Raw genomic sequence first — 26,951 nt, forward strand, 5'->3', positions numbered from 1 at the left:
CGGGGGGCCGGCCGCCCGGCATCGGGCACGCGTTCGATGCTCCCGTGTTGTCCACAGGCCCGACCGCTCCCGCCCCGGCGTCGTACGCTGAAGGAACCCCCGGCCCGCACTCCGAGCCGGGCCCTTCGCGTTGCCCACCTCCGGACGGAAGCCCCCTCCATGAGCCTGCACGGTCTGCTCGACGCCGTCGTCAAGGACCCCGCCCTCGCGGAAGCGATCACCGCGGCCACGGACGGCAATCGGATGCACGTCGACCTCGTCGGCCCGCCCGCCGCCCGTCCCTTCGCGATCGCCGCCCTGGCCCGCGAGGCCGCCCGCCCGGTGCTCGCGGTGACGGCGACCGGCCGAGAGGCCGAGGACCTGGCGGCCGCCCTGCGCTCGCTGCTGCCGCAGGAGGGCGTCGTGGAGTACCCCTCCTGGGAGACGCTCCCGCACGAGCGGCTCAGCCCGCGCAGCGACACCGTGGGCCGCCGCCTCGCCGTCCTGCGCCGCCTGGCCCACCCCAGGCCCGACGACCCGGAGACCGGCCCCGTCTCCGTCGTCGTCGCTCCCATCCGTTCGGTGCTCCAGCCGCAGGTCAAGGGCCTGGGCGACCTGGAGCCCGTCGCCCTGCGCACCGGGCAGACCGCCGATCTCAACGGCATCGTCGAAGCCCTGGCGGCCGCCGCCTACTCGCGCGTGGAGCTGGTGGAGAAGCGCGGCGAGTTCGCCGTGCGCGGCGGCATCCTCGACGTGTTCCCGCCCACCGAGGAACACCCCCTGCGCATCGAGTTCTGGGGCGACGACGTCGAGGAGATCCGCTACTTCAAGGTGGCCGACCAGCGCTCCCTGGAGGTCGCCGAGCACGGCCTGTGGGCGCCGCCCTGCCGTGAGCTGCTGCTCACCGAGGACGTCCGCACGCGCGCCCGTGCCCTGGCCGAGCAGCACCCGGAGCTGGGCGAACTGCTGGGCAAGATCGCCGAGGGCATCGCGGTGGAGGGCATGGAGTCCCTGGCCCCGGTCCTCGTCGACGACATGGAGCTGCTCCTCGACGTGCTGCCCAAGGGTGCGATGGCCGTGGTGTGCGACCCGGAGCGGGTGCGCACGCGCGCGTCCGACCTGGTGGCCACCTCCCAGGAGTTCCTCCAGGCGTCCTGGGCCGCGACCGCGGGCGGCGGCGAGGCGCCCATCGACGTCGGCGCGGCCTCCCTGTGGTCGATCGCGGACGTGCGGGAGCGGGCGCGCGAGCTGGACATGATGTGGTGGTCGGTGTCGCCGTTCGCCGCCGACGAGGCGGCCGAGGACACCGACACCCTCAAGCTGGGCATGCACGCCCCCGAGACGTACCGCGGCGACACCGCCAAGGCGCTCGCCGACACCAAGGGCTGGCTCGCCGACGGCTGGCGCACGGTCTACGTCACCGAGGGCCACGGCCCGGCCGCCCGCACCGTCGAGGTGCTGGGCGGCGAGGGCATCGCGGCCCGCCTGGACGCGGACCTCGGTGAGGTCTCCCCGTCGGTGGTGCACGTGGCGTGCGGCTGCATCGACAACGGCTTCGTCGACGCGGCCCTGAAGCTGGCCGTGCTCACCGAGACCGACCTGTCCGGCCAGCGCACCGCGAGCCGGGACGGCGCCCGCATGCCGGCCCGCCGCCGCAAGACCATCGACCCGCTCACCCTGGAGGCGGGCGACTACATCGTCCACGAGCAGCACGGCGTGGGCCGCTACATCGAGATGGTGCAGCGCACCGTGCAGGGCGCGACCCGCGAGTACCTGGTGGTGGAGTACGCCCCGGCCAAGCGCGGCCAGCCCGGCGACCGCCTGTACATCCCCACCGACCAGCTGGAGCAGATCACCAAGTACGTCGGCGGCGAGGCGCCCACCCTGCACCGCCTCGGCGGCGCCGACTGGACCAAGACCAAGGCGCGCGCGAAGAAGGCGGTCAAGGAGATCGCCGCCGACCTGATCAAGCTGTACTCGGCGCGGATGGCGGCCCCCGGGCACTCCTTCGGCGCCGACACGCCCTGGCAGCGCGAGCTGGAGGACGCGTTCCCCTACGCGGAGACCCCGGACCAGCTGACCACGATCGCCGAGGTCAAGGAGGACATGGAGAAGACGGTCCCGATGGACCGCCTGATCTGCGGCGACGTGGGGTACGGCAAGACGGAGATCGCGGTGCGCGCCGCCTTCAAGGCCGTCCAGGACGGCAAGCAGGTCGCGGTCCTGGTCCCGACGACGCTGCTGGTGCAGCAGCACTTCGGCACGTTCTCCGAGCGCTACGCGCAGTTCCCGGTGAAGGTGAAGGCGCTCTCCCGCTTCCAGACCGACACCGAGGCGAAGGCCGTCCTCGAAGGGCTGCGCGAGGGCTCGGTGGACGTCGTCATCGGCACCCACCGGCTGTTCTCCTCCGAGACGAAGTTCAAGGACCTGGGCCTGGTCATCGTCGACGAGGAGCAGCGCTTCGGCGTCGAGCACAAGGAGCAGCTGAAGAAGCTGCGCGCCAACGTCGACGTGCTGACGATGTCCGCGACCCCGATCCCGCGCACCCTGGAGATGGCCGTCACGGGCATCCGCGAGATGTCCACGATCACCACCCCGCCCGAGGAGCGCCACCCGGTGCTCACCTTCGTCGGGCCGTACGAGGAGAAGCAGATCGGCGCGGCGGTCCGCCGTGAGCTGCTGCGCGAGGGCCAGGTCTTCTACATCCACAACCGGGTGGAGTCCATCGACCGGGCGGCGGCCCGGCTGCGCGAGATCGTCCCCGAGGCGCGCATCGCCACCGCCCACGGCCAGATGTCCGAGCAGGCCCTGGAGCAGGTCGTCGTGGACTTCTGGGAGAAGAAGTTCGACGTGCTGGTCTCCACGACGATCGTCGAGTCCGGCATCGACATCTCCAACGCCAACACCCTCATCGTGGAGCGCGGCGACAACTTCGGCCTCTCCCAGCTGCACCAGCTGCGCGGCCGGGTCGGCCGGGGCCGCGAGCGCGGCTACGCCTACTTCCTCTACCCGCCGGAGAAGCCGCTCACGGAGACCGCCCACGAGCGCCTGGCCACCATCGCCCAGCACACCGAGATGGGCGCGGGCATGTACGTGGCGATGAAGGACCTGGAGATCCGCGGCGCCGGAAACCTGCTGGGCGGCGAGCAGTCCGGCCACATCGCGGGCGTCGGTTTCGACCTGTACGTCCGCATGGTCGGCGAGGCGGTCGCGGACTACCGGCGGCAGCTGGAGACCGGCGGGGCCGAGGAGGAGCCGCCGCTGGAGGTCAAGATCGAGCTGCCCGTCGACGCGCACGTCCCGCACGACTACGCGCCCGGCGAGCGGCTGCGCCTGCAGGCGTACCGCTCCATCGCCTCCGCCAACAGCGAGGAGGACGTCAAGGCGGTCCGCGAGGAACTGACCGACCGTTACGGCAAGTTGCCCGAGCCGGTGGAGAACCTGCTGCTGGTGGCCGGGCTGCGCATGCTCGCCCGCGCCTGCGGGGTCGGGGAGATCGTGCTCCAGGGCACCAACATCCGCTTCGCCCCGGTGGAACTGCGCGAGTCCCAGGAGCTGCGCCTCAAGCGCCTCTACCCGGGCTCGCTGCTCAAGCCGGCCACCCACCAGGTGCTCGTCCCCCGCCCGAAGACCGCGAAGGTCGGCGGCAAGCCGCTGGTCGGCCGCGAACTGCTGGGCTGGGTCGGCGAGTTCCTGGCCTCGGTGCTCGGGTCGTAACACTCGATACGCCCTTTTCGCTCCTTTTGCCTCTGTGCGCCCCCAAGTGGGGCGCGCACCTTCCTGGTTACCGTGGGCACAGGTAAGACAGGCCCGCACGCACCAGGCGCGGGCCACGCACGGCAAGGCAAGGGGAGGGCTCATGGGCGTGGAGATCTACCGGGAAGCCGGGGAGCTGGGGCCGGGGCGCGCGGTGCGGCGTCCGCTCGTACGCGGTGGTGCGGCGGTGTGCGTCATGGCGGCCCTCGCCCTCGTCGCGGGATGCAAGGGCGACGACGTCCACGGCGCCGGGCCCGCCACGCGCAGCGGCGCACCGGCCCCGTCCTCCGACGGACACTCCGTCAGTCCGCTGGCCAACCCGGACGGGACGAAGCCGGGTCTGGCGCCGCTGACCGGCGAGTCGGACCGGGCGGCGGCCCGCAAGCTCATAGGCACGGTGGCCACGAAGGGCCGCGGCCCCAAGACGGGGTACAAGCGGGACCAGTTCGGCTACGCGTGGATGGACTCCGTGAACGGCGTGCCCTTCGCGCACAACGGCTGCGACACCCGCGACGACGTGCTCAAGCGCGACGGGCAGGACGTCAGCTTCCGCAAGGGCTCCAACTGCGTGCTCGTGGCGATGACCCTGCACGACCCGTACACCGGCAGGACGATCCAGTGGACCAAGGCGCACGCGGCCACCGTGCAGATCGACCACGTGATGCCGCTGTCCTACGACTGGCAGATGGGCGCCGCGCACTGGCCCAAGGAGAAGCGCGAGCAGATCGCCAACGACCCCCTGAACCTGCTGCCGGTCGACGGCCCCGCCAACTCCGCCAAGAGCGATTCAGGACCGGCGACCTGGCTGCCGCCGAACAAGGGCATCCGGTGCGCGTACAGCGTGCGGTTCGCCCAGGTCTCGCTCAAGTACAAGCTGCCGGTGACGACGGCGGACAAGCAGGCGATGCTGCGGCAGTGCGGCGGCTGACACCGCCGGCCCGGCTCAGCGCGCCGCCCGCTTGAGAGCGCCGAGGAAGGCGCCGAAGGCGGGGGCGGGGAAGGTGAGGACGGCCCGGGCGGGGGCTTTGGAGTCGCGGACGGCGGTGTGGGTAGGGGAGGTTGCGATCTCGACGCAGGCGTTGCCGTCGCCCTCGCCGGAGTACGACGACTTTCGCCAGTTGTCGTGAGCGGCCATGGATGCCTCACAGCTCCTTCGTCAGCCCGTGGATGAAGTCGCGGGATCGCTCGGGGTCGAGTGATACATCCTTCACTTTACGGAAACGCTTTCGATAGGCGTCCAGTTGGGCTTCGGAGTCGATGAAAACCGAGCCGTGGGGAGCGTCGCGTACCACCGTGTCCAGCTTGGGCACCGGGCCACCTGCGTACGTCATGGTGCTTGAGGCCCTGGAGAAGCCGTCCAGATCGAAAGGGATGACCCGCAGGGTGACGTGGTCCGCTTGGGAGAGATCGAGGAGCCGGTTGAGCTGGGCCTTCGAAGTGGCACGGTCTCTTACTCTGATGCGCAGCGCGGCCTCATGGACGATCACCTCGTAGGGCGTGCTGATCGCCTGGCGCGCCATGCGGTAACGGACACGCAGCTCAAGTTCCTCGGGCGTGAGTTCCGGCACCCGGGAGGAGAAGACCGCGCGTGCGTAGTCCTCTGTCTGCAAGAGACCAGGCACGAACAGGATGGACACCTCGCACAGAAACGAGCTGTAGTGATCCAGCTCGGAAAGGTCCAGGAACGCGGTGGGCAGCAGTCCCCGGTACTCCTCCCACCAGCCGCGTGTGCGGTCCGTGGCCATCGCCACCAGCGCGTCGATGAACTCGGTGTCCGTGCAGGCGTAGTGGGACGCCATGCGACGGATCCGCTGCTCGCTGACGCCCGCGAGCGCGGACTCGATGTGAGTGATCTGGGCGGGGGCCACCCCGAGCAGGGCGGCCGCTTGACGGGCGTTGAGACCCGCCGCTTCGCGGAGCCTGCGCAGTTCGGTGGCCAGTCGCAACTGACGCGCTGTCGGCTCGCGCCTCTTCACCATGGACCGGCCCCTTCAACGTGCCTCGCGGCATGACTCGTTCGGGGGTCAGATTACGCGACCCGCTTGCAGCGTCCCTAGATTTAGACCTACCGTCGGTGACGCGACGCACACCCTGCGAAACCCCGGGGCACCGGAAGCGCACCGCTCCGTCCTGCCATGACGGCTGCGGCAAGGCCACCGCCCGGACACCGCAGCGCAATCCAGGAACCGCACCCCTCACTCGACGGACGGAGTCCCCCCATGCCCGAAAACAGCCATGCCCCCGCCGATCCCTGGGAGTACTGCCTCTACCTCCCCAACGACCTCCGCGCCGTCACCGTCAGCCGCCGCACCCTCCGCCTCATCCTGACCATGCACGGCCTGATCCGGCTGGTGGACATGGCCGAGCTGCTGGCGACCGAGCTGGTCTCCAACGCCGTACGGCACACGAAGGGGCCGGCCGCCCTGCGGGTGCGCTGGGCGGCGGGCGTGCTGCGGATCGGTGCCTGGGACGCGGACCCCGCCCCGCCGGAGCCGCCGGTGCCGCTGGAGAAGGTCGCCGAGTCGGAGGAGGGGCGCGGGCTGGCGCTGGTCAAGGCCTGCGCGGACCTGTGGGGGTGGCAGCCGCTGGCCAGGGAGGGCAACCGCGGCAAGGTCGTCTGGTGCGAACTGAACGCGGCCTAACGCCCGTACGGATACCCGTACGACCCCGGCGCCGTGGCCCGCGGGGGCCCGTACGCGGGCGCAGCCCCCTGCGGCGACCGCTTGTCGAACAGGGCGAACAGCAGCACCAGCGCGGCCGCGAGCATGCAGCCGATGATGACGAAGCCGAACAGCAGGTCGTCCTGCCCCTCGTCGGGCATGAGGGCGATCCAGGTCACCGTCACGCACTCGTAGAGCAGGAACGAGGCGAACGCCCCCCAGTCCGAGCCCCGCCCCCGGCGGATCGCCACGTACAGGAAGGGCACCCACATGAGCATGCCCAGCGAGCCCCAGGCGAGGATCACCCAGGCGATCCGCTGGAACCAGCCGGCTTCGAGGCGTTTCTCCACGTCGATCTCATCCCCCCCACACGGCCCGCCCCGGTCGGGCGCGGACACAGCAGGGGGCAAGATTAAGCCACCAGGCGAGGGGGCGGGCCCCGTCCGCCCCGGCGGTCAGGAAGCCGTCTTCAGGGACGCGACGATCCGCCGCGCCAGCTTCTTCGCCGTGGCCGCGCCGTTGTCGTGGCCGTCGGTGGAGAGCACGGTGACGACATCGGTGCCCTGGCGGGCGGCGATCAGGGTGGTGCCGTTCTCCCACGCGCTGTCGGTCAGCGTGATGGTGTAGGCCCCGTCACCGAGTCCCGGCGTGGTGCTGCCCGCGGCCTTCACCGTGCTGTGGGTGCCGGAGTCGGTGAAGGACACGCAGGAGGCGGCGGTCTTCCGGACGGCCTCCAGCACGCTCGCGGCGGCGGTGCCCCGGTAGGCGTCGATCTCCTGGGAGATCTCCTGGGACGTGTCCTTGTCGACGTAGTCGCCCTGCGCGAACGACACCCCGGTGATCCCGGTGACGTCGACCCAGCCCGTGCCGTCCAGGTGTGTGCAGTCGGGCTTCGCCGGGCTCTTGGTGGCCGGCGGTGTGAACGTGTCTCCGGTGTCCCGCGTGCTCGACGGGTCGGAGCTGAAACCGGACGGGAAGAAGGACGCCGGGGCGAGGGCCTTCTTCAACTGCGTGCCGGTGAGCAGTCCGGCGTCGGGGTCCTTGGCCGAGGACGCCGGGGAGGCGGCCGGCGTGTCCTGCGAGGACGACGTGGCCTTGGTGTCCCCGGAGGAGCCGCAGGCGGCCAGGACCAGGGGGAGCGCGGCCACCGTCAGAACGCGGGCGGCGCGGGAGGGGAGGTGCATCAAGATCCTTCGGAACGAGCCATGGGGGTGGCCACCGGACCCTATGACGCCCTTCGGACCAGGAGATCATGGACAGGTCAGAAGCGGGCCAACACTCGGTCAAGACCGGCGAGTCGGCTGGAGGCCCCCGCCCGCCGCACCGGCGACGCGGCCGATTTTGCCGTCGCTTGGGGAAAACGTGTGACGCCGGAGGGGAACTGTTTCCCGTTCGCACAAGCGGCGTCGGCTACCGTGCGATCCGCTTCAGGCGCGGGAACGCGGCGGCGCGCCGACCGTGCGCGCCATGCCGGGGGACCTGAAGACACTTCCAGCGGACGTACGTCGTGTGACCACCGCCGTACGCGCTCCAGCACACACGTGCGCCTGCAGGACACGCGCACGCACCGGAACATAGGGGTGGGGATGGCCGAACACCGGCAGTCCAGGAAGCGCAGGTACATCACCTGGGCGGTGGCAGGGGCCGCGGTCGTCGCGGGCGGCGGGATCGCCGCGCAGACCTCGATGGCCGCCACGTCCTGGCCCGCGCAGAAGACCTTCACCGGCCGTGCCTTCGACACCTGCACCGCGCCCTCGCTCGGCGCCATGAAGGCCTGGCGCGCCGACGGCTACTACGGCGGCGCCGCCGTCTACATCGGCGGCCGCAACCGCGGCTGCGCCCAGCCCAACCTCACCGCCTCCTGGGTGAAGTCGGTCAGCTCCCTCGGCTGGAAGCTCGTCCCGCTCTACGTCGGCGCCCAGCCGCCCTGCCAGAAGAGCGCCAGCCCGGAGAAGCTCACCGCCGCGACCGCCGCGTCCCTGGGCAGCAGCGACGCCAAGGACGCCGTGGCCAAGGCGTCCGCGCTCGGCATGAAGGCCGGCAGCCCCGTCTACCTCGACATGGAGCCGTACGCCGTCACGGACAAGGCGTGCAACGACGCCGTACTGGCCTACGTCCGCGCCTTCGACAAGCAACTGCGCGCCAAGACCTACCGCGCGGGCTTCTACGGCTTCACCAGCTCCAGCGCCAAGGCCGTCGCCACCGCGAGCAACAGGACCGACCTGCCCGGCAACCTCTGGTACGCGCTGTGGGACAAGAAGGACACCACCACCACGGACTGGCCCTTCGGCCGGACCCAGTACACCGACCACAGCCGTGCCCACCAGTACCAGGTGAACAGCAAGGAGACGCGCCGCGGCTACACCCTCACCGTCGACCGTGACGCGTGGGACGCCCCGGTGGCGATCACCGGCTGACTCCGGCGGGGCGGCGAGCGGCGGTCCCGGTCACCGCGGAGGGTGACGCGGCGGTGCCCGAAGCCGCGGCGAATCGTTGGTCCAATGGCTTGGCCGGAGCACGGCCGCTGCCTACCATCGATCACCGCAAGACTTTGTGCGCCCGCCCGTCGCCCGACCACCGCCCCCGGCGGGGGCGCTGCGCGCCGCACCTGTTGTTGCAATCTCCAACGGGAGGTTCCCTTGCACCGCCGCCGTCGCACCGTGCTCGTCCTGTCCGCCGCGATCGTCGCGGCGGCCCCCGTCCTCACCGCCTGCGGAAGCGATGCGCACCCCGGCGCCGCGGCCGTCGTGGGCGGGGAGCGGATCACCGTCGCGCAGGTACAGAGCCGGGTCGACGAGGTGCGCCAGGCGCAGCGGGCGGCGGTGGCCGACGAGACGCAGTACCAGCAGGTCGTCGCCCGGACCGGCACGCTGAACCGGGACACCCTGCACCAGATGGTGCTCGACCGGGTGCTGGACCGGGCGGCCGGGGACGCGGGCGTCACCGTCACCCGCCGCGAGGTGCAGACCGCACGCTCCGGTCTCGAACAGCGGGCGGGCGGCGCCAAGGCGCTGGAGACCGGCTGGCTCCAGCAGTACGGGGTGGCGCCGCAGCGCCTGGACGACAGCCTCCGCCTGCAGATCGAGGCGCAGAAGCTCGCGGCGAAGCTGAACACGGACACGAGCAGGCCGGCCTTCTGGAACGCCCTGTCCGCCGCATCCGGCGCGCTCCACGTCGACCTGAACCCGCGTTACGGGAGCTGGGACGTGCAGAAGGGCGGGGTCGCGGCGAAGACGCCGTGGCTGCGGGACGTGTCGGCGCCCGCCACCCAGCAGACGGCCTGACACCCGGCGGCCTGACGCAGACGGCCTGACGCCAGGTGGCCTGACGCCCCGCAGCCGGGGCGGTCCGGCCGGGGCGGGCCGGCCCCCGGCGGCCCGCTCGGCGTCGGACCGGCCCTCGGCGGGCCGGGCGGGAGCGGGTGCACGGTGACGCAGGCCGGGGGTCTCCCCGGCCTGCGGACAACTCCCCGGCGTGTCCCTGGCGTGCGTTACGTTCGAAGGGTGAACACGACCTCCGCCCGCACCGCCGAGACGGCCCCCGCCGGCCGCATCGTCCTGCTCACCACCAGCCACCGGGTCGCCCCCGGCCTGCTGTCCTGGCCCGCCTGGCAGGCGCTGCGCACGGCCGACCGGGTGCTGTGCGCGGACGGCACGCATCCGCAGCTGCCGTACCTGCGCGAGGCGGGCGTCACCGTGGCCGAGGCGTCCCCGACTGCGGAGGACCTGGTCGGTGCCTGCGCCGGCGGCCGCACGGTCGTGGTCGTGGCCACGGGTGAGGGCGAACCGGCGCTCACCGACGGCCTCGCCCGGCTCGCCGGCTCCGGCCGCCTCGCCATGCCGGAGCTGGAGCTGCTCCCCGCCTCCTACGACCTGCCCGGCGCCCGCCTGCTCGACCTGGTGCAGGTCATGGACCGCATCCGCGCCGAATGCCCCTGGTCGTCCCGGCAGACGCACCAGGGCCTGGCGAAGTACGGCATCGAGGAGGCGTACGAGCTGGTCGAGGCGATCGAGGACGGCGACCGGCACGAGCTGCGCGAGGAGCTGGGGGACGTCCTGCTCCAGGTCGTCTTCCACTCCCGTATCGCCGAGGAGGACCCCGAGGAACCCTTCTCGATCGACGACGTGGCGGGCGGCATCGTCGCCAAGCTGATCCACCGCCATCCGCACGTCTTCGGTGAGGAGAGCGCCGAGACACCCGAGGACGTCAAGGAGCACTGGCTGCGCACCAAGGCGGAGGAGAAGCAGCGCGCCTCCGTCACGGACGGCGTCCCCGTCCACCAGCCCGGCCTCGCCCTCGCGGCGAAACTCGCCTCGCGGGCACGCACGGCGGGCCTCCGGGTGCCCCTGCCCCGGGGCGAGGGCATCGGCTACGAACTCCTGGCCCTGGCCGCCCGCGCCGAGACCGAGGGGGTCGACCCGGAGGCGGCGCTGCGGGCGGCGGCCCGCGCGTACAGGGACGCGATCAGGAAGACGGAGGGCGCCTGAGAGCACCGGGAAAGGGGGGCGGACCCGAGGTGTCCGCCCGCCCCGCCCCGCCGCCCTCCGCCCCGGCGACTACTGTCGCCCCATGCACGACCAGCCGGACACCTCCTCCTCCGCCCCCGCCCCGCCCCCGCTCTTCACCTGGGAATTCGCCAGCGACCCCTACCCCGCGTACGCCTGGCTGCGCGAGCACGCCCCCGTGCACCGGACACGGCTGCCCAGCGGTGTGGAGGCCTGGCTGGTCACCCGGTACGCCGACGCCCGGCAGGCCCTCGCCGACTCCCGGCTGTCCAAGAACCCGGCCCACCACGACGAGCCCGCGCACGCCCGCGGCAGGACCGGCATCCCCGGCGAGCGCCAGGCCGACCTGATGACGCATCTGCTGAACATCGACCCGCCGGACCACACCCGGCTGCGCCGGCTGGTCAGCAAGGCGTTCACGCCCCGCCGGGTCGCCGAGTTCGCGCCGCGCGTGCAGGAACTGGCCGACGGCCTCATCGCCTCCTTCGCCGCGCGCGGCACCGCCGACCTCATCCACGAGTTCGCCTTCCCGCTGCCCATCTACGCCATCTGCGACCTGCTCGGCGTCCCCCGCGAGGACCAGGACGACTTCCGGGACTGGGCGGGCATGATGATCCGGCACGGCAAGGGCCCCCGGGGCGGTGTGGCCCGTTCGGTGAAGAAGATGCGCGGCTACCTGGCCGAGCTGATCCACCGCAAGCGCGAGGCGCTGCCCGCCGAACCCGCCCCGGGCGAGGACCTCATCTCCGGTCTCATCCGCGCCTTCGACCACGGCGAGCACCTCACCGAGAACGAGGCCGCCGCGATGGCCTTCATCCTCCTGTTCGCCGGTTTCGAGACGACCGTCAACCTCATCGGCAACGGCATGTACGCCCTGCTCACCCACCCCGGCGAGCGGGAACGGCTGCAGTGTTCCCTCGCCGGCGGCGACCGGGGACTGCTGGAGACCGGGGTGGAGGAACTGCTGCGTTTCGACGGGCCGGTGGAGCTGGCCACCTGGCGGTTCGCCACCCGGCCGCTCACCCTGGGCGGGCAGGACATCGCCGCCGGCGACCCGGTCCTGGTGGTCCTCGCCGCCGCCGACCGCGACCCGGAGCGGTTCGCCCACCCCGACACCCTCGACCTCGGCCGCCGCGACAACCAGCACCTCGGGTACGGGCACGGCATCCACTACTGCCTGGGCGCCCCGCTCGCGCGCCTGGAGGGACAGACCGCGCTGGCCACCCTCCTCACCAGCCTGCCCGACCTGCGGCTCGACGCCGACCCGGCGGACCTGCGCTGGCGCGGCGGACTCATCATGCGCGGGCTGCGGACCCTGCCCGTGCGCTTCGGGGCTGTACACCCCGGCGCTGACGGCGGCGAAGGTGACACGCGCTCAACTAAGTGATCGTCACGTGATCTGTGCGGCATTAACTTGTGACAAGTGATCGACACCGGCTACTTTCACCCATCAGTGTGACGCCGGGGCCTCCCAGCCTCCCGCCACGCCGGTCACTGCTGTCGTGCGAAAGGTCTCCGCATGCTCTCCGGGAACGGTCGTCACCGTCGCCCCCGTCAGGCTCCGGCCCTCATCGTCGCCGCCGGAGTGACCGGATCGGCCATCGCCATCCCCCTGGTCGCCGCCTCCGGCGCGAGCGCGGCCGACGGCACCACCTGGGACAAGGTGGCACAGTGCGAGACCGGCGGCTCCTGGAGCGCCGACAACGGCAACGGCTACTACGGCGGCCTGCTGCTGACCCAGGACGACTGGGAGAAGTACGGCGGTCTCTCCTACGCGGCCAGCGCCGACCAGGCCAGCCGCTCCCAGCAGATAGCCGTGGCCGAGAAGATCCTCGCCGACCGCGGACCCGGTGCCTGGCACACCTGCGGGCTGCTCTCCGGACTCACCAGGAGTTCCGGTGCGGCGGACGTCGACACGGGCGTGGGCGGTGACTCGTCGTCCTCGAAGTCCGGCTCGGACGGGACCCCGGGCTCCTCCGGCTCGGCCGGGTCCTCGGGCACCTCGGGCTCTTCCGGTTCCTCCGGGTCCTCGCACTCCTCCGGATCGTCCGGTTCCGCCGACGGTGCCGACGACTCCGAGGGGCGGAGCGGGACGGGCGGTTCGGGGCCGTCCGGCGTGAACGACCCCGGTCTGCCCGACGACACGCAGAGCGGTACGGGCGACTCGTCCGGTTCGTCCGGCTCTTCGGCGGACACCCCCAAGGGGGCCGGCTCCGCCCACGGGACCGGCACACCGGGCGACTCCTCCACGAAGCCCTCCACTTCGCCCTCTTCGCCCACGAAGACGGGCAACCCGCCCAAGTCCGGCACCTCTCACGGCCCGGACGCGTCCGACGCCACCCCGTGGGCGGACGGCGCCGGCGACGGGGGCGACTCCGGCGACTTGGACAACTACGGTCAGAGCGTCGGCTCTTCGGCCCTCGTCGACACCGGTGCGCTCGGTGGCGGCCGCCACCGCGGCGGCAGCGCCGACGAAGGGGCCGCCGAGGGTCGTACGGGCGCGACGGGCGGCCGGCACGCCTCGCGTGAGGGCGGCGCCGTCCACGCCTCGTCCGCCGCCTCCTACACCGTCCGCACCGGCGACTCCCTCACGTCCATCGCCGACTCCCTTGACGTCCACGGCGGATGGCACGCGCTGTACGACGCGAACAAGGGCTCCATCGGCGCCGACCCCGACCACATCGTCGCCGGTCAGAGCCTGGATGTCCCCGCTGAAAACGCCCGAAACTAGGCGGAGTTCACGTCACGCTTCGCGTCGAATGTCCCATTCGGTGAAAGTGTGGGATGAGTCTCAGAAGCCCTGATCGTCTTTGAAATCCGGCCGATCACCTGTCTACGGTCATGACCGCTCGCCACCGCGAGCCCCGGCTGCCGCAACGCCGAATCCTGCCAGCGGCCGTACGGGAACAGTCGTCGCTTCGAGCGCCGAAGGCAGGAGCGGGGGACCCAAGGTAAGTTGCCGCGCCGGTCAGACGACCGGAGCGGCTGGGGGTGAAGCCGTGCCTCCCCAAAGGCACGGCCGGGCAACTCAACCGGCCCGAACCCGACAGCTCACCTCGCAGGCGTCGGTGAGGGGATCCTTCCATGCTGTTTTCCGGCAAGGGCAAGCATCGTCGTCCGTCCAAGGCCACCCGCGCCATCGCACTCGCCGGTGTCGCCGGTGTCGCCGTCGCCGGCCCGCTGATGGCGGCCGGCAACGCCTCCGCCGCCACCACCTCCGAGTGGGACGCGGTCGCCCAGTGCGAGTCCGGTGGCAACTGGTCCATCAACACCGGCAACGGCTTCTACGGCGGCCTGCAGTTCACCAACTCCACCTGGGCCGCGTACGGCGGCACCGCCTACGCCTCGCGCGCCGACCTGGCGAGCAAGTCGCAGCAGATAGCCGTCGCCGAGAAGGTGCTCGCGGGTCAGGGCAAGGGTGCCTGGCCGGTCTGCGGCAAGGGCCTGTCCGGCGCCTCCTCCAGCGGCGGCAGCAGCTCCTCGTCGTCCTCTTCCTCGTCCTCCTCCTCTTCTTCCTCCTCCTCGTCGTCCTCGTCGAGCAGCAGCTCCAGCAGCTCCAAGAGCAGCACCTCGACCCGTTCGACCGAGCAGCGGGCCGCCGACCGCTCCGCGACGCGTCCGGCCCCGAAGAAGACCGTCACCACCCCGACCGGCAAGAAGGTCAAGAAGGGCGACGGCGAGTACAAGGTGGCCGCCGGCGACACCCTCAGCTCCATCGCCACCGAGCACGGCGTGCGCGGCGGCTGGGAGAAGCTGTTCCAGCTGAACAAGGACATCGTCGACGACGCCGACCTCATCTACCCGGGCCAGCAGCTCCACCTGAAGTGACAGGGCCTAGCCCGGCCCCAGGCCCTCCCCAGGCGCGGCCTCCACGACGGAGGCCGCGTGGGGCCGCCCCCGTCCCCACGGGCTCCCCGCCCCGGTGCGTGTTCCCCCGTACGCACCGGGGCGGGGCTTTTTCACTTCCCGTTCGCGTCCCCGCCCCTTCGCCCTTTGTTCCGTGCTGGAACAATGTGTACCGTCACCCTGTCCACGGGACGGTCGGTCGATCGGTCGGCGGCCCGGGACGGTTAGGCTCTAGTCGCAAGGCACAGCCGCAAGGCAGACCGCCCCGCACTTTCAGCGTCACATCCACGAAGGAGATGCTCGTGCCGTCCATCGACGTCGTCGTAGCCCGGGAAATCCTGGACTCCCGAGGCAACCCCACGGTCGAGGTCGAGGTCGGCCTCGACGACGGCAGCACGGGTCGTGCCGCCGTTCCGTCCGGCGCCTCCACCGGCGCCTTCGAGGCCATCGAGCTGCGCGACGGCGACCCGAACCGCTACCAGGGCAAGGGTGTCGAGAAGGCCGTCCTGGCCGTCATCGAGCAGATCGGCCCGGAGCTGGTCGGCTACGACGCCACCGAGCAGCGCCTGATCGACCAGGCCATGTTCGACCTGGACGCCACCGACAACAAGGGCTCGCTCGGCGCCAACGCCATCCTCGGCGTCTCCCTCGCCGTCGCCCACGCCGCCTCCGAGGCCAGCGACCTCCCGCTCTTCCGCTACCTGGGCGGCCCCAACGCGCACCTGCTGCCGGTGCCGATGATGAACATCCTGAACGGCGGCTCGCACGCCGACTCCAACGTGGACATCCAGGAGTTCATGATCGCCCCGATCGGCGCGGAGTCCTTCTCCGAGGCCCTGCGCTGGGGCGCCGAGGTCTACCACACCCTCAAGAAGGTCCTGAAGAGCAAGGGCCTGGCCACCGGCCTCGGCGACGAGGGCGGCTTCGCCCCGAACCTCGGCTCCAACCGCGACGCCCTCGACCTCATCCTCGAGGCCATCAAGGAAGCCGGCTACGCGCCCGGCGAGCAGATCGCCCTGGCCCTCGACGTCGCCGCCTCCGAGTTCTACAAGGACGGCAAGTACCTCTTCGAGGGCAAGGAGCGCTCCGCCGCCGAGATGACGGAGTACTACGAGGAGCTGGTGGCGGCCTACCCGCTGGTCTCCATCGAGGACCCGCTGTTCGAGGACGACTGGGCCGGCTGGAAGATCATCACCGACAAGCTCGGCGAGAAGGTCCAGCTCGTCGGTGACGACCTGTTCGTCACCAACCCCGAGCGCCTGGCCCGCGGCATCGAGGAGGGCGCCGCCAACGCCCTGCTGGTGAAGGTGAACCAGATCGGTTCGCTCACCGAGACCCTGGACGCCGTCGAGCTGGCCCAGCGCAGCGGCTTCAAGTGCATGATGTCGCACCGCTCCGGCGAGACCGAGGACGTCACCATCGCCGACCTCGCCGTCGCCACCAACTGCGGCCAGATCAAGACCGGCGCCCCGGCCCGCTCCGAGCGCGTCGCCAAGTACAACCAGCTGCTGCGCATCGAGGAGATCCTCGACGACGCCGCGGTCTACGCCGGCCGCAGCGCCTTCCCGCGCTTCAAGGGCTGAGCAGCGGCTCAAGGGCTGAACAGCCGCTTCGAGGGCTGAACCGCACCACGGCCGAGCCGGGCCGCGAAGAGTGAGGCTCAGCCAGTCGCCCGTACGTCCCCGTACCCGGTCCCGTACCGTGTCCGGGGACGTACGCGCGTGTGCGGCGCGTACGAGACGACCGACGGGAGGCGGGACGATGGCCGTGAAGGACCGGGACCGGTTCTCCACCGCGACCAGGCTCAGGCTGCTCGGCGAGCAGACCGCGGCCCGTGTCTACCGCTCCCAGACCCGGCGTCAGGCCCGCCGCTCCCGGCTCACCGGGCGCGCCGCGCTGCTCGCGCTCGTCGTGTGCTCGATGGTGGTCGCCCTCGCCTACCCGATGCGGCAGTACGTCGCCCAGCGCGCCGACATCGCCGACCTCCAGCGGCAGAAGGCGCAGGCGCAGCAGCGGGTCGAGCAGTTGCGCGACCTGAAGGCGCGCTGGCAGGACGACGCCTACGCCCGGCAGCAGATCCGGCGCAGGCTGCACTACGTACTGCCCGGCGAGACCGGTTACACCGTGGTCGACCCGGGATCGGTCAAGCAGTCCCGCGCCGAGCAGGGGACGGCCCGCCGCCCCTGGTACACCAACGTCTGGTACGGCGTCGACAAGTCCGACGCCGCCCGCCAGTGAACCGACAGAGAGACATCCCGACAGGCATGGAAACGCCACCGCCGCCCACCCCGCGCACCGCACCGACCGACGCGGACGTCGAGGCCTTCAAGCAGCAGCTCGGCCGCCCGCCGCGCGGGCTGCGCGCGATCGCGCACCGCTGCCCGTGCGGGCAGCCGGACGTCGTGGAGACGGCCCCGCGGCTGCCCGACGGCACGCCCTTCCCGACGCTGTACTACCTGACGTGCCCGCGGGCCTCCTCCGCGATCGGCACGCTGGAGGCCGACGGCGTGATGAAGGAGATGACCGAGCGGCTGGCCACCGACCCGGAACTGGCGGCGGCCTACCGGGCCGCGCACGAGGACTACATCCGGCGCCGGGACGAGATCGAGGAACTGACGGGCTTTCCGAGCGCGGGCGGCATGCCGGACCGGGTCAAGTGCCTGCACGTCCTGGTGGCGCACTCGCTGGCCGCCGGCCCAGGGGTGAACCCGCTGGGCGACGAGGCGATCGCGATGCTGCCCGAGTGGTGGCGCAAGGGTCCGTGCGTGACGGTGCCCGAGGACCATGAGGAGGGTGACCGGTGACGCGGGTCGCGGCCATCGACTGCGGTACGAACTCCATCCGTCTGCTCGTCGCGGACGCGAATCCGGAAACGGGCGAACTGGTCGACCTGGACCGGCGCATGACGATCGTGCGGCTCGGCCAGGGCGTCGACCGCACCGGCCGGCTCGCGCCCGAGGCGCTGGAGCGCACGTTCGCGGCCTGCCGCGAGTACGCGCAGGTCATCAAGGAGTACGGCGCCGAGCGGCTGCGCTTCGTGGCGACCTCCGCGTCCCGGGACGCGGAGAACCGGGACGAGTTCGTGCGCGGCGTGGTGGACATCCTCGGGGTCGAGCCGGAGGTGATCTCGGGTGATCAGGAGGCCGAGTTCTCCTTCACGGGTGCGACGAAGGAACTGACGGGGCGTGACGACCTCGCCAAGCCGTTCCTGGTGGTGGACATCGGCGGCGGCTCCACGGAGTTCGTCGTGGGCGAGGAGCACGTGCGGGCGGCGCGTTCGGTGGACGTGGGCTGCGTCCGGATGACCGAGCGTCACCTGGTCCGTGAAGGCGCGGTGAGCGACCCGCCCACCGAGGAGCAGATCGCGGCGATAAGGGCCGACGTCGAGGCGGCCCTCGACCTCGCCGAGGAGACGGTCCCGCTGCGCGAGGCACACACGCTGGTGGGTCTGGCCGGGTCGGTGACGACGGTGTCGGCCATCGCGCAGGAGCTGCCCGAGTACGACTCGACGCGCATCCACCACTCCCGCGTCTCCCGTGACCGGGTCCGCGAGATCACCACGTCCCTGCTGCACTCCACGCACGCCGAGCGCGCGACGATCCCGTCGATGCACCCCGGCCGGGTCGACGTCATCGGCGCGGGCGCCCTGGTGCTGCTCGCCGTGATGGAACGCGTCGGAGCCCAGGAGGTCGTGGTCAGCGAGCACGACATCCTGGACGGGATCGCCTGGTCTTTGGCCTGACCGCCTACAGGTTGCGGTACACGTCCCGCCGGTCGCCCACCTTGACGACGAGAACGACGAGTTCACCGTCGTTGATCTGGTAGGCGACCCGGTAGCTTCCGACCCGGAGCCGGTAGAGCCCGGACGGGCCGGTGAGCTTCTTGACGTCGGCGTCCTGGCGGTACGGGTCGTCACCGAGTGCGGTCAGCGCGGTCAGGATGCGCATGGCGTCGGGCCGGCTGATGGCCCGGAGCTGCCGTTGCGCCGCCGCGGTGAACCGGAAGGCGTACTTCACGCCGCCTCGCCGTCCTGTTCGGTGAACAGGTCTGCCAGCAGTTCCGCCATCGCCACTGTGGGACCGCCCTCGGCCAGGACCGCTTCGGCTTCGCGAGCCAGCATGACGTCGGCCGCTTCCTCCAGAGCTTCGAAGTCCGCGATCGGGACTACGGCGGCCACCGGAGCGCCGTTGCGCGTGATGACGGTCGGAACGCCTTCCTCGGCCCGGTTGATGTGGTCGGCGAGGTGCGCGCGGGCTTCCCGTACGGTCACGGTGTTCTCAGTCATGATGTTAGTGTACGCACTCGTGTGTACACATGCCCGGTTCGAAGAGTCGCGTTCGTGAGCGATCCTCGACGGGATCGCCTGGTCGGTGGCGTAGCCGGCCGGCGGCGCGAGCCCTTGCGCGGCCGGCGGCGCGAGCCCCTGGGCGGCCGGTGGCGGAGCCCCTCGCCCGCCCCCTGCCCGCACCCCTTCCGCCCGCCCGCCGGCGGCTCCGGCCGAGCAGGCCGGACGGCGTACGAGCGGCGGGGAAGGGCCCGGCGGACCCCCCGGTGACACCTTGTCGGAAAACTTCGTGAAGTTCTTCACAAGGAATTGCCCCGTGCACCCTCACCGGAGGGGTGCGGTCGGACCCCAGGGGGGCTCAGCGGGGAGGTGAGGGTGCTCAGGGGAGCGGTCCGGGGAAGCCGTGGACGGTCGGCGGGAGGCTGCTTCGCCGGGCCGCCGACGGGCCGGAGCGGCAGCTCACGCGCCCTTGACAACGGTTCGAACCGGATCCTGGTTCCCTCGCGCCACCATGATCTCGGTCACGCGGGCCGCGCAGTTTAGCACAGGCACTTGCGAACCTTGTGAAGGGGCGCACGAGGTACCCCCCGCCGACGGGTGGATACTCGATGCCATGAGCACCACGGAGCGTCCCAGGATCCTCGTAGTAGGCGGTGGGTACGTAGGCCTGTACGCAGCTCGGCGCATTCTCAAGAAGATGCGCTACGGCGAGGCGACCGTCACGGTCGTCGACCCCCGGTCGTACATGACCTACCAGCCCTTCCTCCCCGAAGCCGCCGCCGGCAGCATCTCCCCGCGTCACGTCGTCGTCCCGCTGCGACGCGTGCTCCCCAAGGCGGAGGTCCTCACCGGTCGGGTCACCACCATCGACCAGGACCGCAAGGTCGCCACGATCGCCCCGCTGGTCGGCGAGGCGTACGAGCTGCCCTTCGACTACCTGGTCATCGCCATGGGCGCGGTCTCCCGCACCTTCCCGATCCCCGGCCTCGCCGAGCAGGGCATCGGCATGAAGGGCATCGAGGAGTCCATCGGTCTGCGCAACCACGTCCTCGAGCAGCTCGACAAGGCCGACTCGACCACCGACGAGGAGATCCGCCGCAAGGCGCTCACCTTCGTCTTCGTCGGCGGTGGCTTCGCCGGCGCGGAGACCATCGGTGAGGTCGAGGACATGGCCCGGGACGCGGCCAAGTACTACACCAACGTGTCCCGCGAGGACATGCGCTTCATCCTGGTCGACGCCGCCGACAAGATCCTCCCCGAGGTCGGCCCCAAGCTCGGCCAGTACGGCAAGGAGCACCTGGAGAGCCGCGGTGTGGAGATCTACCTCTCCACGTCCATGGACTCCTGCGTCGACGGCCACGTCGTGCTGAAGAACGGCCTGGAGGTCGACTCCAACACCATCGTGTGGACGGCCGGCGTCAAGCCCAACCCGGTGCTCTCCCGCTTCGGCCTGCCGCTGGGCCCGCGCGGTCACGTCGACTGCGCGCCCACCCTCCAGGTGCAGGGCACCGACTACATCTGGGCCGCGGGCGACAACGCCCAGGTCCCGGACCTCGTCGGCCGCAAGGCGGGCAACGAGAACGCCTGGTGCCCGCCCAACGCCCAGCACGCGCTGCGCCAGGCCAGGGTCCTCGGCGACAACGTGGTCTCCGGCATGCGGGGCTTCCCGCAGAAGGACTACAGCCACGCGAACAAGGGCGCGGTCGCGGGTCTCGGCCTGCACAAGGGCGTCGCGATGATCGTCATGGGCAAGATGAAGATCAAGCTCAAGGGCCGTCTCGCCTGGTACATGCACCGCGGCTACCACGGCATGGCCATGCCGACCTGGAACCGCAAGATCCGCGTCTTCGCGGACTGGACCCTCGGCATGTTCCTCAAGCGCGAGGTCGTCTCGCTGGGCGCCATGGAGAACCCCCGCGAGGAGTTCTACGAGGCCGCCAAGCCCGCCCCGGTCGCCGCCGCGCCGAAGACCGAGGAGAAGGCCAAGGCGTCCTGACGCCGGGCCGACGCAGTCCCCTGAGCCGTCCTCGGCGAGTCACCCGTCCGGGGTGCCGAGTCCCACCTCGTGCCCCCGGGCCCGGCTCCTGAGCCGCGCTCCCCGAAGGGGCCGCCCGCCATCCGTGGTGCGGGCGGCCCCTTCGGCGTTCCCGGACGTGGGCGCGGCCCGGGCGCGCGTGCCGGGTGCCGTGCGGGGGAAGCCGTGCCCGGGGGCGGCGCGCGGGCGCCGCACTCCGGATGCCGGACTCGGCACACCGAAATACGTGGCTGCTGCATCTACTTTGCCCAGTCGTAACCCGCTTGCGGGACTGCGCGGTGGCCCTCGTGGTGTTTACGTGGTGGATGACATCCGGCGTTCGCCGTCACGGAGGTGTGCACCATGCCCGACGCCGCGCTGCGGCTCACGAGACTGCTCGAACAGGTGCTGGGAACACCGCTCCCGGTGCGCATCCGCGCCTGGGACGGTACGGAGGCGGGGCCGCCCGCAGCGCCCGTTCTCGTCGTACGCAACCGCCGCGCGCTGCGCCGGTTGCTCTTCAAACCCGGGGAGTTGGGCCTGGCCCGCGCCTGGGTCTCCGGCGACCTGACCGTGGAGGGAGACCTCTACACCGCCCTCGGCCTGCTCTCCGGTCTGATCTGGGAGCGCGGTGAGGACGCCCGCGGCCTCGCCCAGGCGCTGCGCGACCCGTCGGTGCGCTCCGCGGTGGCGGGCCTGGTGAGGATGGCCGGCCTCCCGCTGCCGCCCGCCCCGCCCGCCGAGGAGGTCCGCCGCCCCGGCCACCTGCACACCAGGCGCAGCGACAAGCAGGCCATCAGCCACCACTACGACGTCGGCAACGACTTCTACGAGATCGTCCTCGGCCCGTCCATGGTGTACTCCTGCGCCTACTGGCCGGCCCCCGAGCCCGGCGCCACCCTGGAGGAGGCGCAGCGCGACAAGCTCGAACTCGTCAGCCGCAAGCTGGACCTGAAGCCCGGCCGGCGCCTGCTGGACGTGGGCTGCGGCTGGGGCTCCATGGCCATCCACGCGGCCCGCGAGCACGGCGTGAGCGTCGTCGGCGTCACCCTCTCCCAGGAGCAGGCGGCGTACGCCAGGAAGCGGGTGGCCGACGAAGGTCTGACCGACCGGGTGGAGATCCGCGTCCAGGACTACCGGGACGTGACCGACGGGCCGTACGACGCCATCTCCTCCATCGGGATGGCCGAGCACGTCGGCGCCGCCCGCTACCTGGAGTACACCACCGACCTGTACGCCCTCCTCAAGCCCGGCGGACGGCTCCTGAACCACCAGATCGGCCGCCGCCCCCAGCGCGACGAGTCGGCCTACCGGGTGGACGAGTTCATCGACGCCTACGTCTTCCCGGACGGCGAACTCGCCCCGATCGGCACCACGGTCACCCAGTTGGAGCGCGCCGGGTTCGAGGTGCGCGACGTGGAGGCGATCCGCGAGCACTACGCGCTCACCCTGCGCCGCTGGGTCGCCAACCTGGAGGCGGACTGGGACCGCGCCGTACGGCTCACCAGCCCCGGCCGCGCCCGCGTCTGGCGGCTGTACATGGCGGCCTCCGCGCTCGCCTTCGAACGCAACCGCATCGGCGTCAACCAGGTGCTCGTGGTGAAGACCCCCGAATCCGGTGACTCGGGGATGCCGCTGCGGGCCCGCACGTGGGGGGCGCCGGACGCGCCGTAGCCGCCGCGACACGCCGAGGGGCCCGTTCCGGGCGGAACGGGCCCCTCGGCGTGTGGTGCGCGCCGGATCACTCCGACTTGATGGCCTGCAGCATGTTCAGTCGGGCCGCGCGGCGGGCCGGCCACAGGGCCGCGAGGACGCCGACCGCCGCCGCCAGCAGCAGGAAGACGGCCATCCGCCCCCAGGGCAGGATCAGTTCGTACGTCGCCATCTTGCTGCCGATCAGCTCACCGGCCGCCCAGCCGAAGAAGACGCCCAGGCCGATCCCGAGGACCCCGCCGAACAGGGCGATCACCAGGGACTCCAGGCGGACCATCCGCTTGATGCCCCTGCGGTCCAGGCCGATCGCGCGGAGCATCCCGATCTCCTGCGAGCGTTCGAAGACCGACATCGCCAGGGTGTTGATGACGCCGAGGACCGCCACGATCACCGCCATCGCGAGCAGGCCGTAGAGCATGTTCAGCATCAGCGTGAAGGTCTTGGCGATGTCGTTGGAGATGTCCTTCTTGCTCTGGACCTGGATCGCCGGGTTGGAGCCGAGCGCCTTGACCAGCTTGTCCTTGGCCGCGTCGGAGGCGCCGTCGGCGGTCTTGACCATGACCTGCAGGTCGGTCGCGTCGCTCTGGTGCGGGGCGAGCACGGCGTTGTCGAGCATGATGCCGCTGATCATGTCGTTGCCCTCGTAGACCCCGGCGACCGTGAGCTTCTGCTGCTTGCCGTCCTCGTAGTGGACGGTGAAGCCGGAGCCCGCCGTCCAGTGGTGGTCCTTCGCGGTCCTGTCGTCGACCACGACCCGGCTGCCGCCGACCGTGAAGGAGCCGTCCCGCACCTTCAGCTCGGTCAGCTTGCCGATGGCGGCGCCGTTGACACCGGTCAGGTACTCGGTCTCGCCGCCGATGCGGGAGGGCGCGTTGCGCAGCGGGCTGGTGGCGGTGACGCCCGCCGCGCCGCTCAGCTTCCTGTCGACGTCCGGGGAGAGGCCGTTGCCGTTGGCCATCGACACCACGTAGTCGGCGCGGATCGCGGACGACGCCATCTTGTCGATCGCGTGCTGGAGACTGCCCGCCATCACCGTCATGCCGGTGATCAGGGTCAGCCCGATCATCAGCGCGGACGCGGTGGCCGCCGTGCGGCGCGGGTTGCGCACCGAGTTCTGCCGGGCCAGCTTGCCGGAGACACCGAAGACGCGCAGCACCGGCGCCGCGGCGGCGATCAGCGGACGGGACAGCAGCGGCGTCAGGATGAAGACGCCGATGATCAGCAGCACGGCGCCGAGTCCCATGGGGGCCTGGGCCGAGTCGGAGTCCATCGTGGTCGCGGCGAGGACCACCGCAACGCCGGCCGCGGTGAACAGGGCGCCCAGGGTGTTGCGCAGCACCAGCGACTTGGTGGTGGCCTGGGCGTGCAGGCTGCTCATCGCCGCCACCGGCGGGATCTTCGCGGCGCGGCGGCCGGGCAGCCACGCGGCCAGCATGGTCACGAGGATGCCGACGGCGAGGGCCGCGACGACCGTGCCGGGCGTGACGACCAGCGGTCCGTCGGGCACGGTCGCGCCGAACGACCCGAGCAGCGACTTCAGCCCGGCGCCGATGCCGATACCGGCCAGCAGACCGGTCACGGCGGCCACCGCGCCCACCACGAACGCCTCGATCAGCACGGACCGGGTGACCTGGCGGCGGGAGGCGCCCACCGCGCGCAGCAGCGCCAGCTCCTTGGTGCGCTGGGCGACCAGCATGGTGAAGGTGTTGGCGATGATGAAGGTGCCGACGAAGAGCGCGATACCGGCGAAGACCAGCAGGCCCTGCTTCATGCTGCTCATCGACGAGGAGATCATCTCCGCCTGGTCGTCGGCGAGCTTGCGGGCGGTGGTGGTCTCCGTCCTGCCCTTGGGCAGCGCCGCGTCCAGCTGGGCCTTGAGCGCCGTCTGGCTGACGCCCTGCTTCGCCTTCACGTCGATCTCGTCGTACGTGCCCGGCTTGCCGAACAGCTTCTGGGCGGTGGCCGTGTCGAACAGGGCGAGGCTGCCGCCCGCGGTGACGTTGCCGTCGTCGGTGGTGAAGACGCCGCTGACGGTGGGGGTCAGGACGGGGCCGTCGACGGAGATGCGCACGGTGTCGCCGACCTTGTAGCCGGCCCGGCGGGCGGTCTCGGAGTCGATGAGCACCTGGTCCTTGCCGTGCGGGGCGGTGCCGGAGGCCAGCGGGTACCGGGGGTCCTTCGCGCCCCAGTAGTTGCCCCCCTCGGACTGGAAGCCGCTGCCGATCAGCTTGCCGTCCTTGTCGGCGATCGCGGTGAAGCCCTTGACCACGCCGAGCGCCGAGGCCGCGCCGGGCACCCGGGCGCTCTTCTCCAGCACCGCCTGGGTGAGGTCGGGCGTCGTGCCGACCCGGTCGCCCCTGCTGTCCTGGTGCTTGGGCTCGACGGCCACGTCGACGTGGTCGAAGCCCTTGGCGGAGCTGTTCTGGAAGGCGTCGGAGATGGTGTTGGTGAAGACCAGGGTCCCCGACACGAAGGCGACGCCGAGCATCACGGCGAGCACGGTCATGAGGAGCCGGGCCTTGTGCGCGAGAACGTTGCGCAAGGCGGTGCGGAACATGGGTTGTCTCAGTCCAGGTCTACGAGGTGGGGGGTGCGGCGGGGGCGGTCGGCGCCGGGCGCCGTGTCAGCTGGTGCGGCCCTTGGCGTCGAACTGCTTCATGCGGTCCAGGACGGCGTCCGCCGTCGGCCCGTACACCTCGTCCACGATCCTGCCGTCCGCGAGGAACACCACCCGGTCCGCGTACGCCGCCGCCACCGGGTCGTGGGTCACCATCACCACCGTCTGGCCCAGCTGGCGCACCGAGTTGCGCAGGAAGCCCAGCACCTCGGCGCCCGAGCGCGAGTCGAGGTTCCCGGTGGGCTCGTCACCGAAGATGATGTCCGGCCTGGAGGCCAGCGCCCGCGCGACGGCGACCCGCTGCTGCTGGCCGCCGGAGAGCTGCGAGGGCCGGTGGCCCAGGCGCCCGGACAGACCCACCATGTCGATGACCGAGTCCAGCCACTGCTTGTCCGGCCGGCGGCCCGCGATGTCCATCGGCAGCGTGATGTTCTCCAGGGCCGTCAGCGTCGGCAGCAGGTTGAACGCCTGGAAGATGAACCCGATCTTGTCCCGGCGCAACTTGGTGAGCTGCTTGTCCTTCAGGGAGCCCAGTTCGGTGTCGCCGATGCGCACCGAACCGGAGGAGAAGGTGTCCAGGCCCGCCACGCAGTGCATCAGCGTGGACTTGCCGGACCCGGAGGGGCCCATGATCGCGGTGAACTCGGCCTGCGCGAAGTCGACGGAGACCCGGTCGAGGGCGACCACCTGGGTCTCGCCCTGTCCGTAGATCTTCGACAGATCCGTGGCGCGCGCGGCCACGGCGGTGGCGCGTCCGGCGATGGAAGAGGTGGTCACGGGTGGGTGCTCCTGTCGGGACGACGGTGTTCTCGGGACGTTCTCCATCGTCCCCGCCGATCCCGTCCGTGAAGTCAGCCGCTGTTCCGGTTCCGGGGGGCGACTGCGGTCGGACCGCGGGCGTCCGTGTCATACCTGGGGATGACATCGGCCCCTGAGAACGCCGCGGAGGCTCCCACCCGCGAAGAGGGAGGTCAGGAACAGGTGGAGCGTCCTTGTTCGTACGGTGAAATTCCGTCATTCCGCATACAAGGCCGCCCGTCGACCGCAAGGCTGTTGGCAAGTGCCGATGGCCTCTTCCGAGTGCTGATGCACCCTCAGACGCCAATAAAATAAGACAACATCGGTCCGCCTGCCCGGTGTCCGAAGGACGCCTCCCGATAGGCTCGGGATCTCAGCGCGGAGCCCATGGCCTGCCCGGATGGTGGAATGCAGACACGGCGAGCTTAAACCTCGCTGCCCCTCGCGGGCGTACCGGTTCAAGTCCGGTTCCGGGCACAATCTCCTCAACGGCGCCTTTGCGCACGTGATGTCTCGAAGGCGCCGTTTTCTCCGCGCCGCCTCCGTCCGCTCCGCCAGTGCCCGCGGGCTGGGGGACTCCCGTGGAGGTGCCGGCTCCGGCGGACGCCCCGGCTCCGGCGCACGGGAACGCGTCCGTGCGCCTGGTTCCCCCCTTCAGCCCTCTTTCTCCCTCTTCCTTCCGCAGGGGCCGCACCCTCGCCGCCCGATCGCGTCCGCGGCCATTGACATCGGGCGGGTCCGGGCGGAAACTCGGGCAACTTCGTGAAGGAAAGTTCAC

The 26,951-nt window shown here is 71.3% G+C and carries 23 protein-coding genes, 1 tRNA gene and 1 riboswitch; of the genes, 16 read left to right on the plus strand and 8 right to left on the minus strand.

All coding sequences use genetic code 11. The features are described from left to right. Window positions 1–159: 159 nt before the first annotated feature. Entirely contained in the window at window positions 160–3,696 is a 3,537-nt protein-coding gene (mfd, locus tag AC6I72_RS18655; RefSeq protein WP_498002089.1) for a transcription-repair coupling factor, read from the plus strand. Between the two features lie 235 nt (window positions 3,697–3,931). Beyond that, a complete protein-coding gene (locus tag AC6I72_RS18660; RefSeq protein ID WP_498004733.1) occupies window positions 3,932–4,663 on the plus strand; it encodes an HNH endonuclease family protein in 732 nt (243 codons plus the stop codon). Window positions 4,664–4,678: 15 nt separating this feature from the next. Here AC6I72_RS18660 and AC6I72_RS18665 read toward each other — a convergent pair whose 3' ends face one another. Together AC6I72_RS18665 and AC6I72_RS18670 are read right to left on the minus strand one after the other, a co-directional pair. Further along, a complete protein-coding gene (locus AC6I72_RS18665; protein ID WP_498002091.1) occupies window positions 4,679–4,870 on the minus strand; it encodes a DUF397 domain-containing protein in 192 nt (63 codons plus the stop codon). Window positions 4,871–4,877: 7 nt separating this feature from the next. Continuing rightward, window positions 4,878–5,714 (minus strand): helix-turn-helix domain-containing protein, encoded by an 837-nt coding sequence (locus AC6I72_RS18670; RefSeq protein ID WP_498002092.1) that lies wholly within the window; start codon window positions 5,712–5,714, stop codon window positions 4,878–4,880. Between the two features lie 240 nt (window positions 5,715–5,954). On the opposite strand from AC6I72_RS18670, the gene AC6I72_RS18675 reads away from it, so the two are divergent. Continuing rightward, window positions 5,955–6,377 (plus strand): ATP-binding protein, encoded by a 423-nt coding sequence (locus AC6I72_RS18675; RefSeq protein WP_498002093.1) that lies wholly within the window; start codon window positions 5,955–5,957, stop codon window positions 6,375–6,377. On the opposite strand, the gene AC6I72_RS18680 is transcribed toward AC6I72_RS18675, so the two are convergent. Both AC6I72_RS18680 and AC6I72_RS18685 read right to left on the minus strand, forming a co-directional pair. Continuing rightward, complete coding sequence (locus AC6I72_RS18680; protein WP_498002095.1) at window positions 6,374–6,745, minus strand: hypothetical protein; 372 nt, start codon at window positions 6,743–6,745, stop codon at window positions 6,374–6,376. The two genes, AC6I72_RS18675 and AC6I72_RS18680, sit on opposite strands and share 4 nt — an antisense overlap. Window positions 6,746–6,850: 105 nt before the next feature. Further along, window positions 6,851–7,579 carry a hypothetical protein gene (locus AC6I72_RS18685; protein WP_498002096.1) on the minus strand — a complete coding sequence of 243 codons (729 nt, stop codon included), beginning with the start codon at window positions 7,577–7,579 and terminating at the stop codon, window positions 6,851–6,853. Window positions 7,580–7,981: 402 nt separating this feature from the next. On the opposite strand from AC6I72_RS18685, the gene AC6I72_RS18690 reads away from it, so the two are divergent. From AC6I72_RS18690 to AC6I72_RS18735, 10 genes are all read left to right on the plus strand, one after another. Further along, a complete protein-coding gene (locus AC6I72_RS18690; RefSeq protein WP_498002097.1) occupies window positions 7,982–8,812 on the plus strand; it encodes a glycoside hydrolase domain-containing protein in 831 nt (276 codons plus the stop codon). 222 nt (window positions 8,813–9,034) lie between these two features. Continuing rightward, entirely contained in the window at window positions 9,035–9,679 is a 645-nt protein-coding gene (locus AC6I72_RS18695; protein ID WP_498002098.1) for a SurA N-terminal domain-containing protein, read from the plus strand. A 219-nt stretch (window positions 9,680–9,898) separates the two neighbouring features. After that, window positions 9,899–10,882: a nucleoside triphosphate pyrophosphohydrolase gene (locus AC6I72_RS18700; protein WP_498002099.1), complete on the plus strand. Its 984-nt coding sequence runs from the start codon at window positions 9,899–9,901 to the stop codon at window positions 10,880–10,882. Window positions 10,883–10,964: 82 nt separating this feature from the next. Next, window positions 10,965–12,287 carry a cytochrome P450 family protein gene (locus AC6I72_RS18705; RefSeq protein ID WP_498002101.1) on the plus strand — a complete coding sequence of 441 codons (1,323 nt, stop codon included), beginning with the start codon at window positions 10,965–10,967 and terminating at the stop codon, window positions 12,285–12,287. A 132-nt stretch (window positions 12,288–12,419) separates the two neighbouring features. Further along, window positions 12,420–13,631, plus strand: coding sequence for a transglycosylase family protein (locus tag AC6I72_RS18710; protein WP_498002103.1), 1,212 nt, complete (start codon window positions 12,420–12,422; stop codon window positions 13,629–13,631). Between the two features lie 182 nt (window positions 13,632–13,813). Beyond that, window positions 13,814–13,980, plus strand: a riboswitch (cyclic di-AMP (ydaO/yuaA leader). 4 nt (window positions 13,981–13,984) lie between these two features. Next, window positions 13,985–14,728, plus strand: a complete 744-nt coding sequence (locus AC6I72_RS18715) for a transglycosylase family protein (RefSeq protein WP_498002104.1) — start codon at window positions 13,985–13,987, stop codon at window positions 14,726–14,728. 314 nt (window positions 14,729–15,042) lie between these two features. Then, window positions 15,043–16,329 (plus strand): phosphopyruvate hydratase, encoded by a 1,287-nt coding sequence (gene eno, locus AC6I72_RS18720; RefSeq protein ID WP_498002105.1) that lies wholly within the window; start codon window positions 15,043–15,045, stop codon window positions 16,327–16,329. A 178-nt stretch (window positions 16,330–16,507) separates the two neighbouring features. Beyond that, window positions 16,508–16,984 (plus strand): FtsB family cell division protein, encoded by a 477-nt coding sequence (locus AC6I72_RS18725; RefSeq protein WP_498002106.1) that lies wholly within the window; start codon window positions 16,508–16,510, stop codon window positions 16,982–16,984. 26 nt (window positions 16,985–17,010) lie between these two features. Then, on the plus strand, window positions 17,011–17,550 hold the full coding sequence (locus AC6I72_RS18730; RefSeq protein WP_366726606.1) for a DUF501 domain-containing protein: 540 nt from the start codon (window positions 17,011–17,013) through the stop codon (window positions 17,548–17,550). Then, a complete protein-coding gene (locus AC6I72_RS18735) occupies window positions 17,547–18,488 on the plus strand; it encodes a Ppx/GppA phosphatase family protein (protein WP_498002108.1) in 942 nt (313 codons plus the stop codon). Before AC6I72_RS18730 ends, AC6I72_RS18735 begins: the two co-directional genes overlap by 4 nt. 4 nt (window positions 18,489–18,492) lie before the next feature. On the opposite strand, the gene AC6I72_RS18740 is transcribed toward AC6I72_RS18735, so the two are convergent. After that, complete coding sequence (locus tag AC6I72_RS18740; protein ID WP_062774287.1) at window positions 18,493–18,762, minus strand: type II toxin-antitoxin system RelE family toxin; 270 nt, start codon at window positions 18,760–18,762, stop codon at window positions 18,493–18,495. Next, on the minus strand, window positions 18,759–19,031 hold the full coding sequence (locus AC6I72_RS18745) for a type II toxin-antitoxin system Phd/YefM family antitoxin (protein ID WP_498002111.1): 273 nt from the start codon (window positions 19,029–19,031) through the stop codon (window positions 18,759–18,761). The genes AC6I72_RS18740 and AC6I72_RS18745 overlap by 4 nt, the downstream gene beginning before the upstream one ends. Window positions 19,032–19,644: 613 nt before the next feature. On the opposite strand from AC6I72_RS18745, the gene AC6I72_RS18750 reads away from it, so the two are divergent. Together AC6I72_RS18750 and AC6I72_RS18755 are read left to right on the plus strand one after the other, a co-directional pair. Then, window positions 19,645–21,027 (plus strand): NAD(P)/FAD-dependent oxidoreductase, encoded by a 1,383-nt coding sequence (locus AC6I72_RS18750; protein ID WP_366726602.1) that lies wholly within the window; start codon window positions 19,645–19,647, stop codon window positions 21,025–21,027. Between the two features lie 381 nt (window positions 21,028–21,408). Beyond that, window positions 21,409–22,719 (plus strand): class I SAM-dependent methyltransferase, encoded by a 1,311-nt coding sequence (locus AC6I72_RS18755; protein ID WP_498002112.1) that lies wholly within the window; start codon window positions 21,409–21,411, stop codon window positions 22,717–22,719. A 67-nt stretch (window positions 22,720–22,786) separates the two neighbouring features. Here AC6I72_RS18755 and AC6I72_RS18760 read toward each other — a convergent pair whose 3' ends face one another. Together AC6I72_RS18760 and AC6I72_RS18765 are read right to left on the minus strand one after the other, a co-directional pair. Next, complete coding sequence (locus AC6I72_RS18760; RefSeq protein WP_498002114.1) at window positions 22,787–25,315, minus strand: ABC transporter permease; 2,529 nt, start codon at window positions 25,313–25,315, stop codon at window positions 22,787–22,789. A gap of 66 nt (window positions 25,316–25,381) precedes the next feature. After that, a complete protein-coding gene (locus tag AC6I72_RS18765) occupies window positions 25,382–26,152 on the minus strand; it encodes an ABC transporter ATP-binding protein (protein ID WP_498002116.1) in 771 nt (256 codons plus the stop codon). Between the two features lie 415 nt (window positions 26,153–26,567). Between AC6I72_RS18765 and AC6I72_RS18770 the strand changes: the two genes are divergently transcribed. After that, a tRNA-Leu gene (locus tag AC6I72_RS18770) sits at window positions 26,568–26,650 on the plus strand. Window positions 26,651–26,951 lie beyond the last annotated feature (301 nt).

Source organism: Streptomyces sp. Xyl84 (assembly GCF_059731885.1).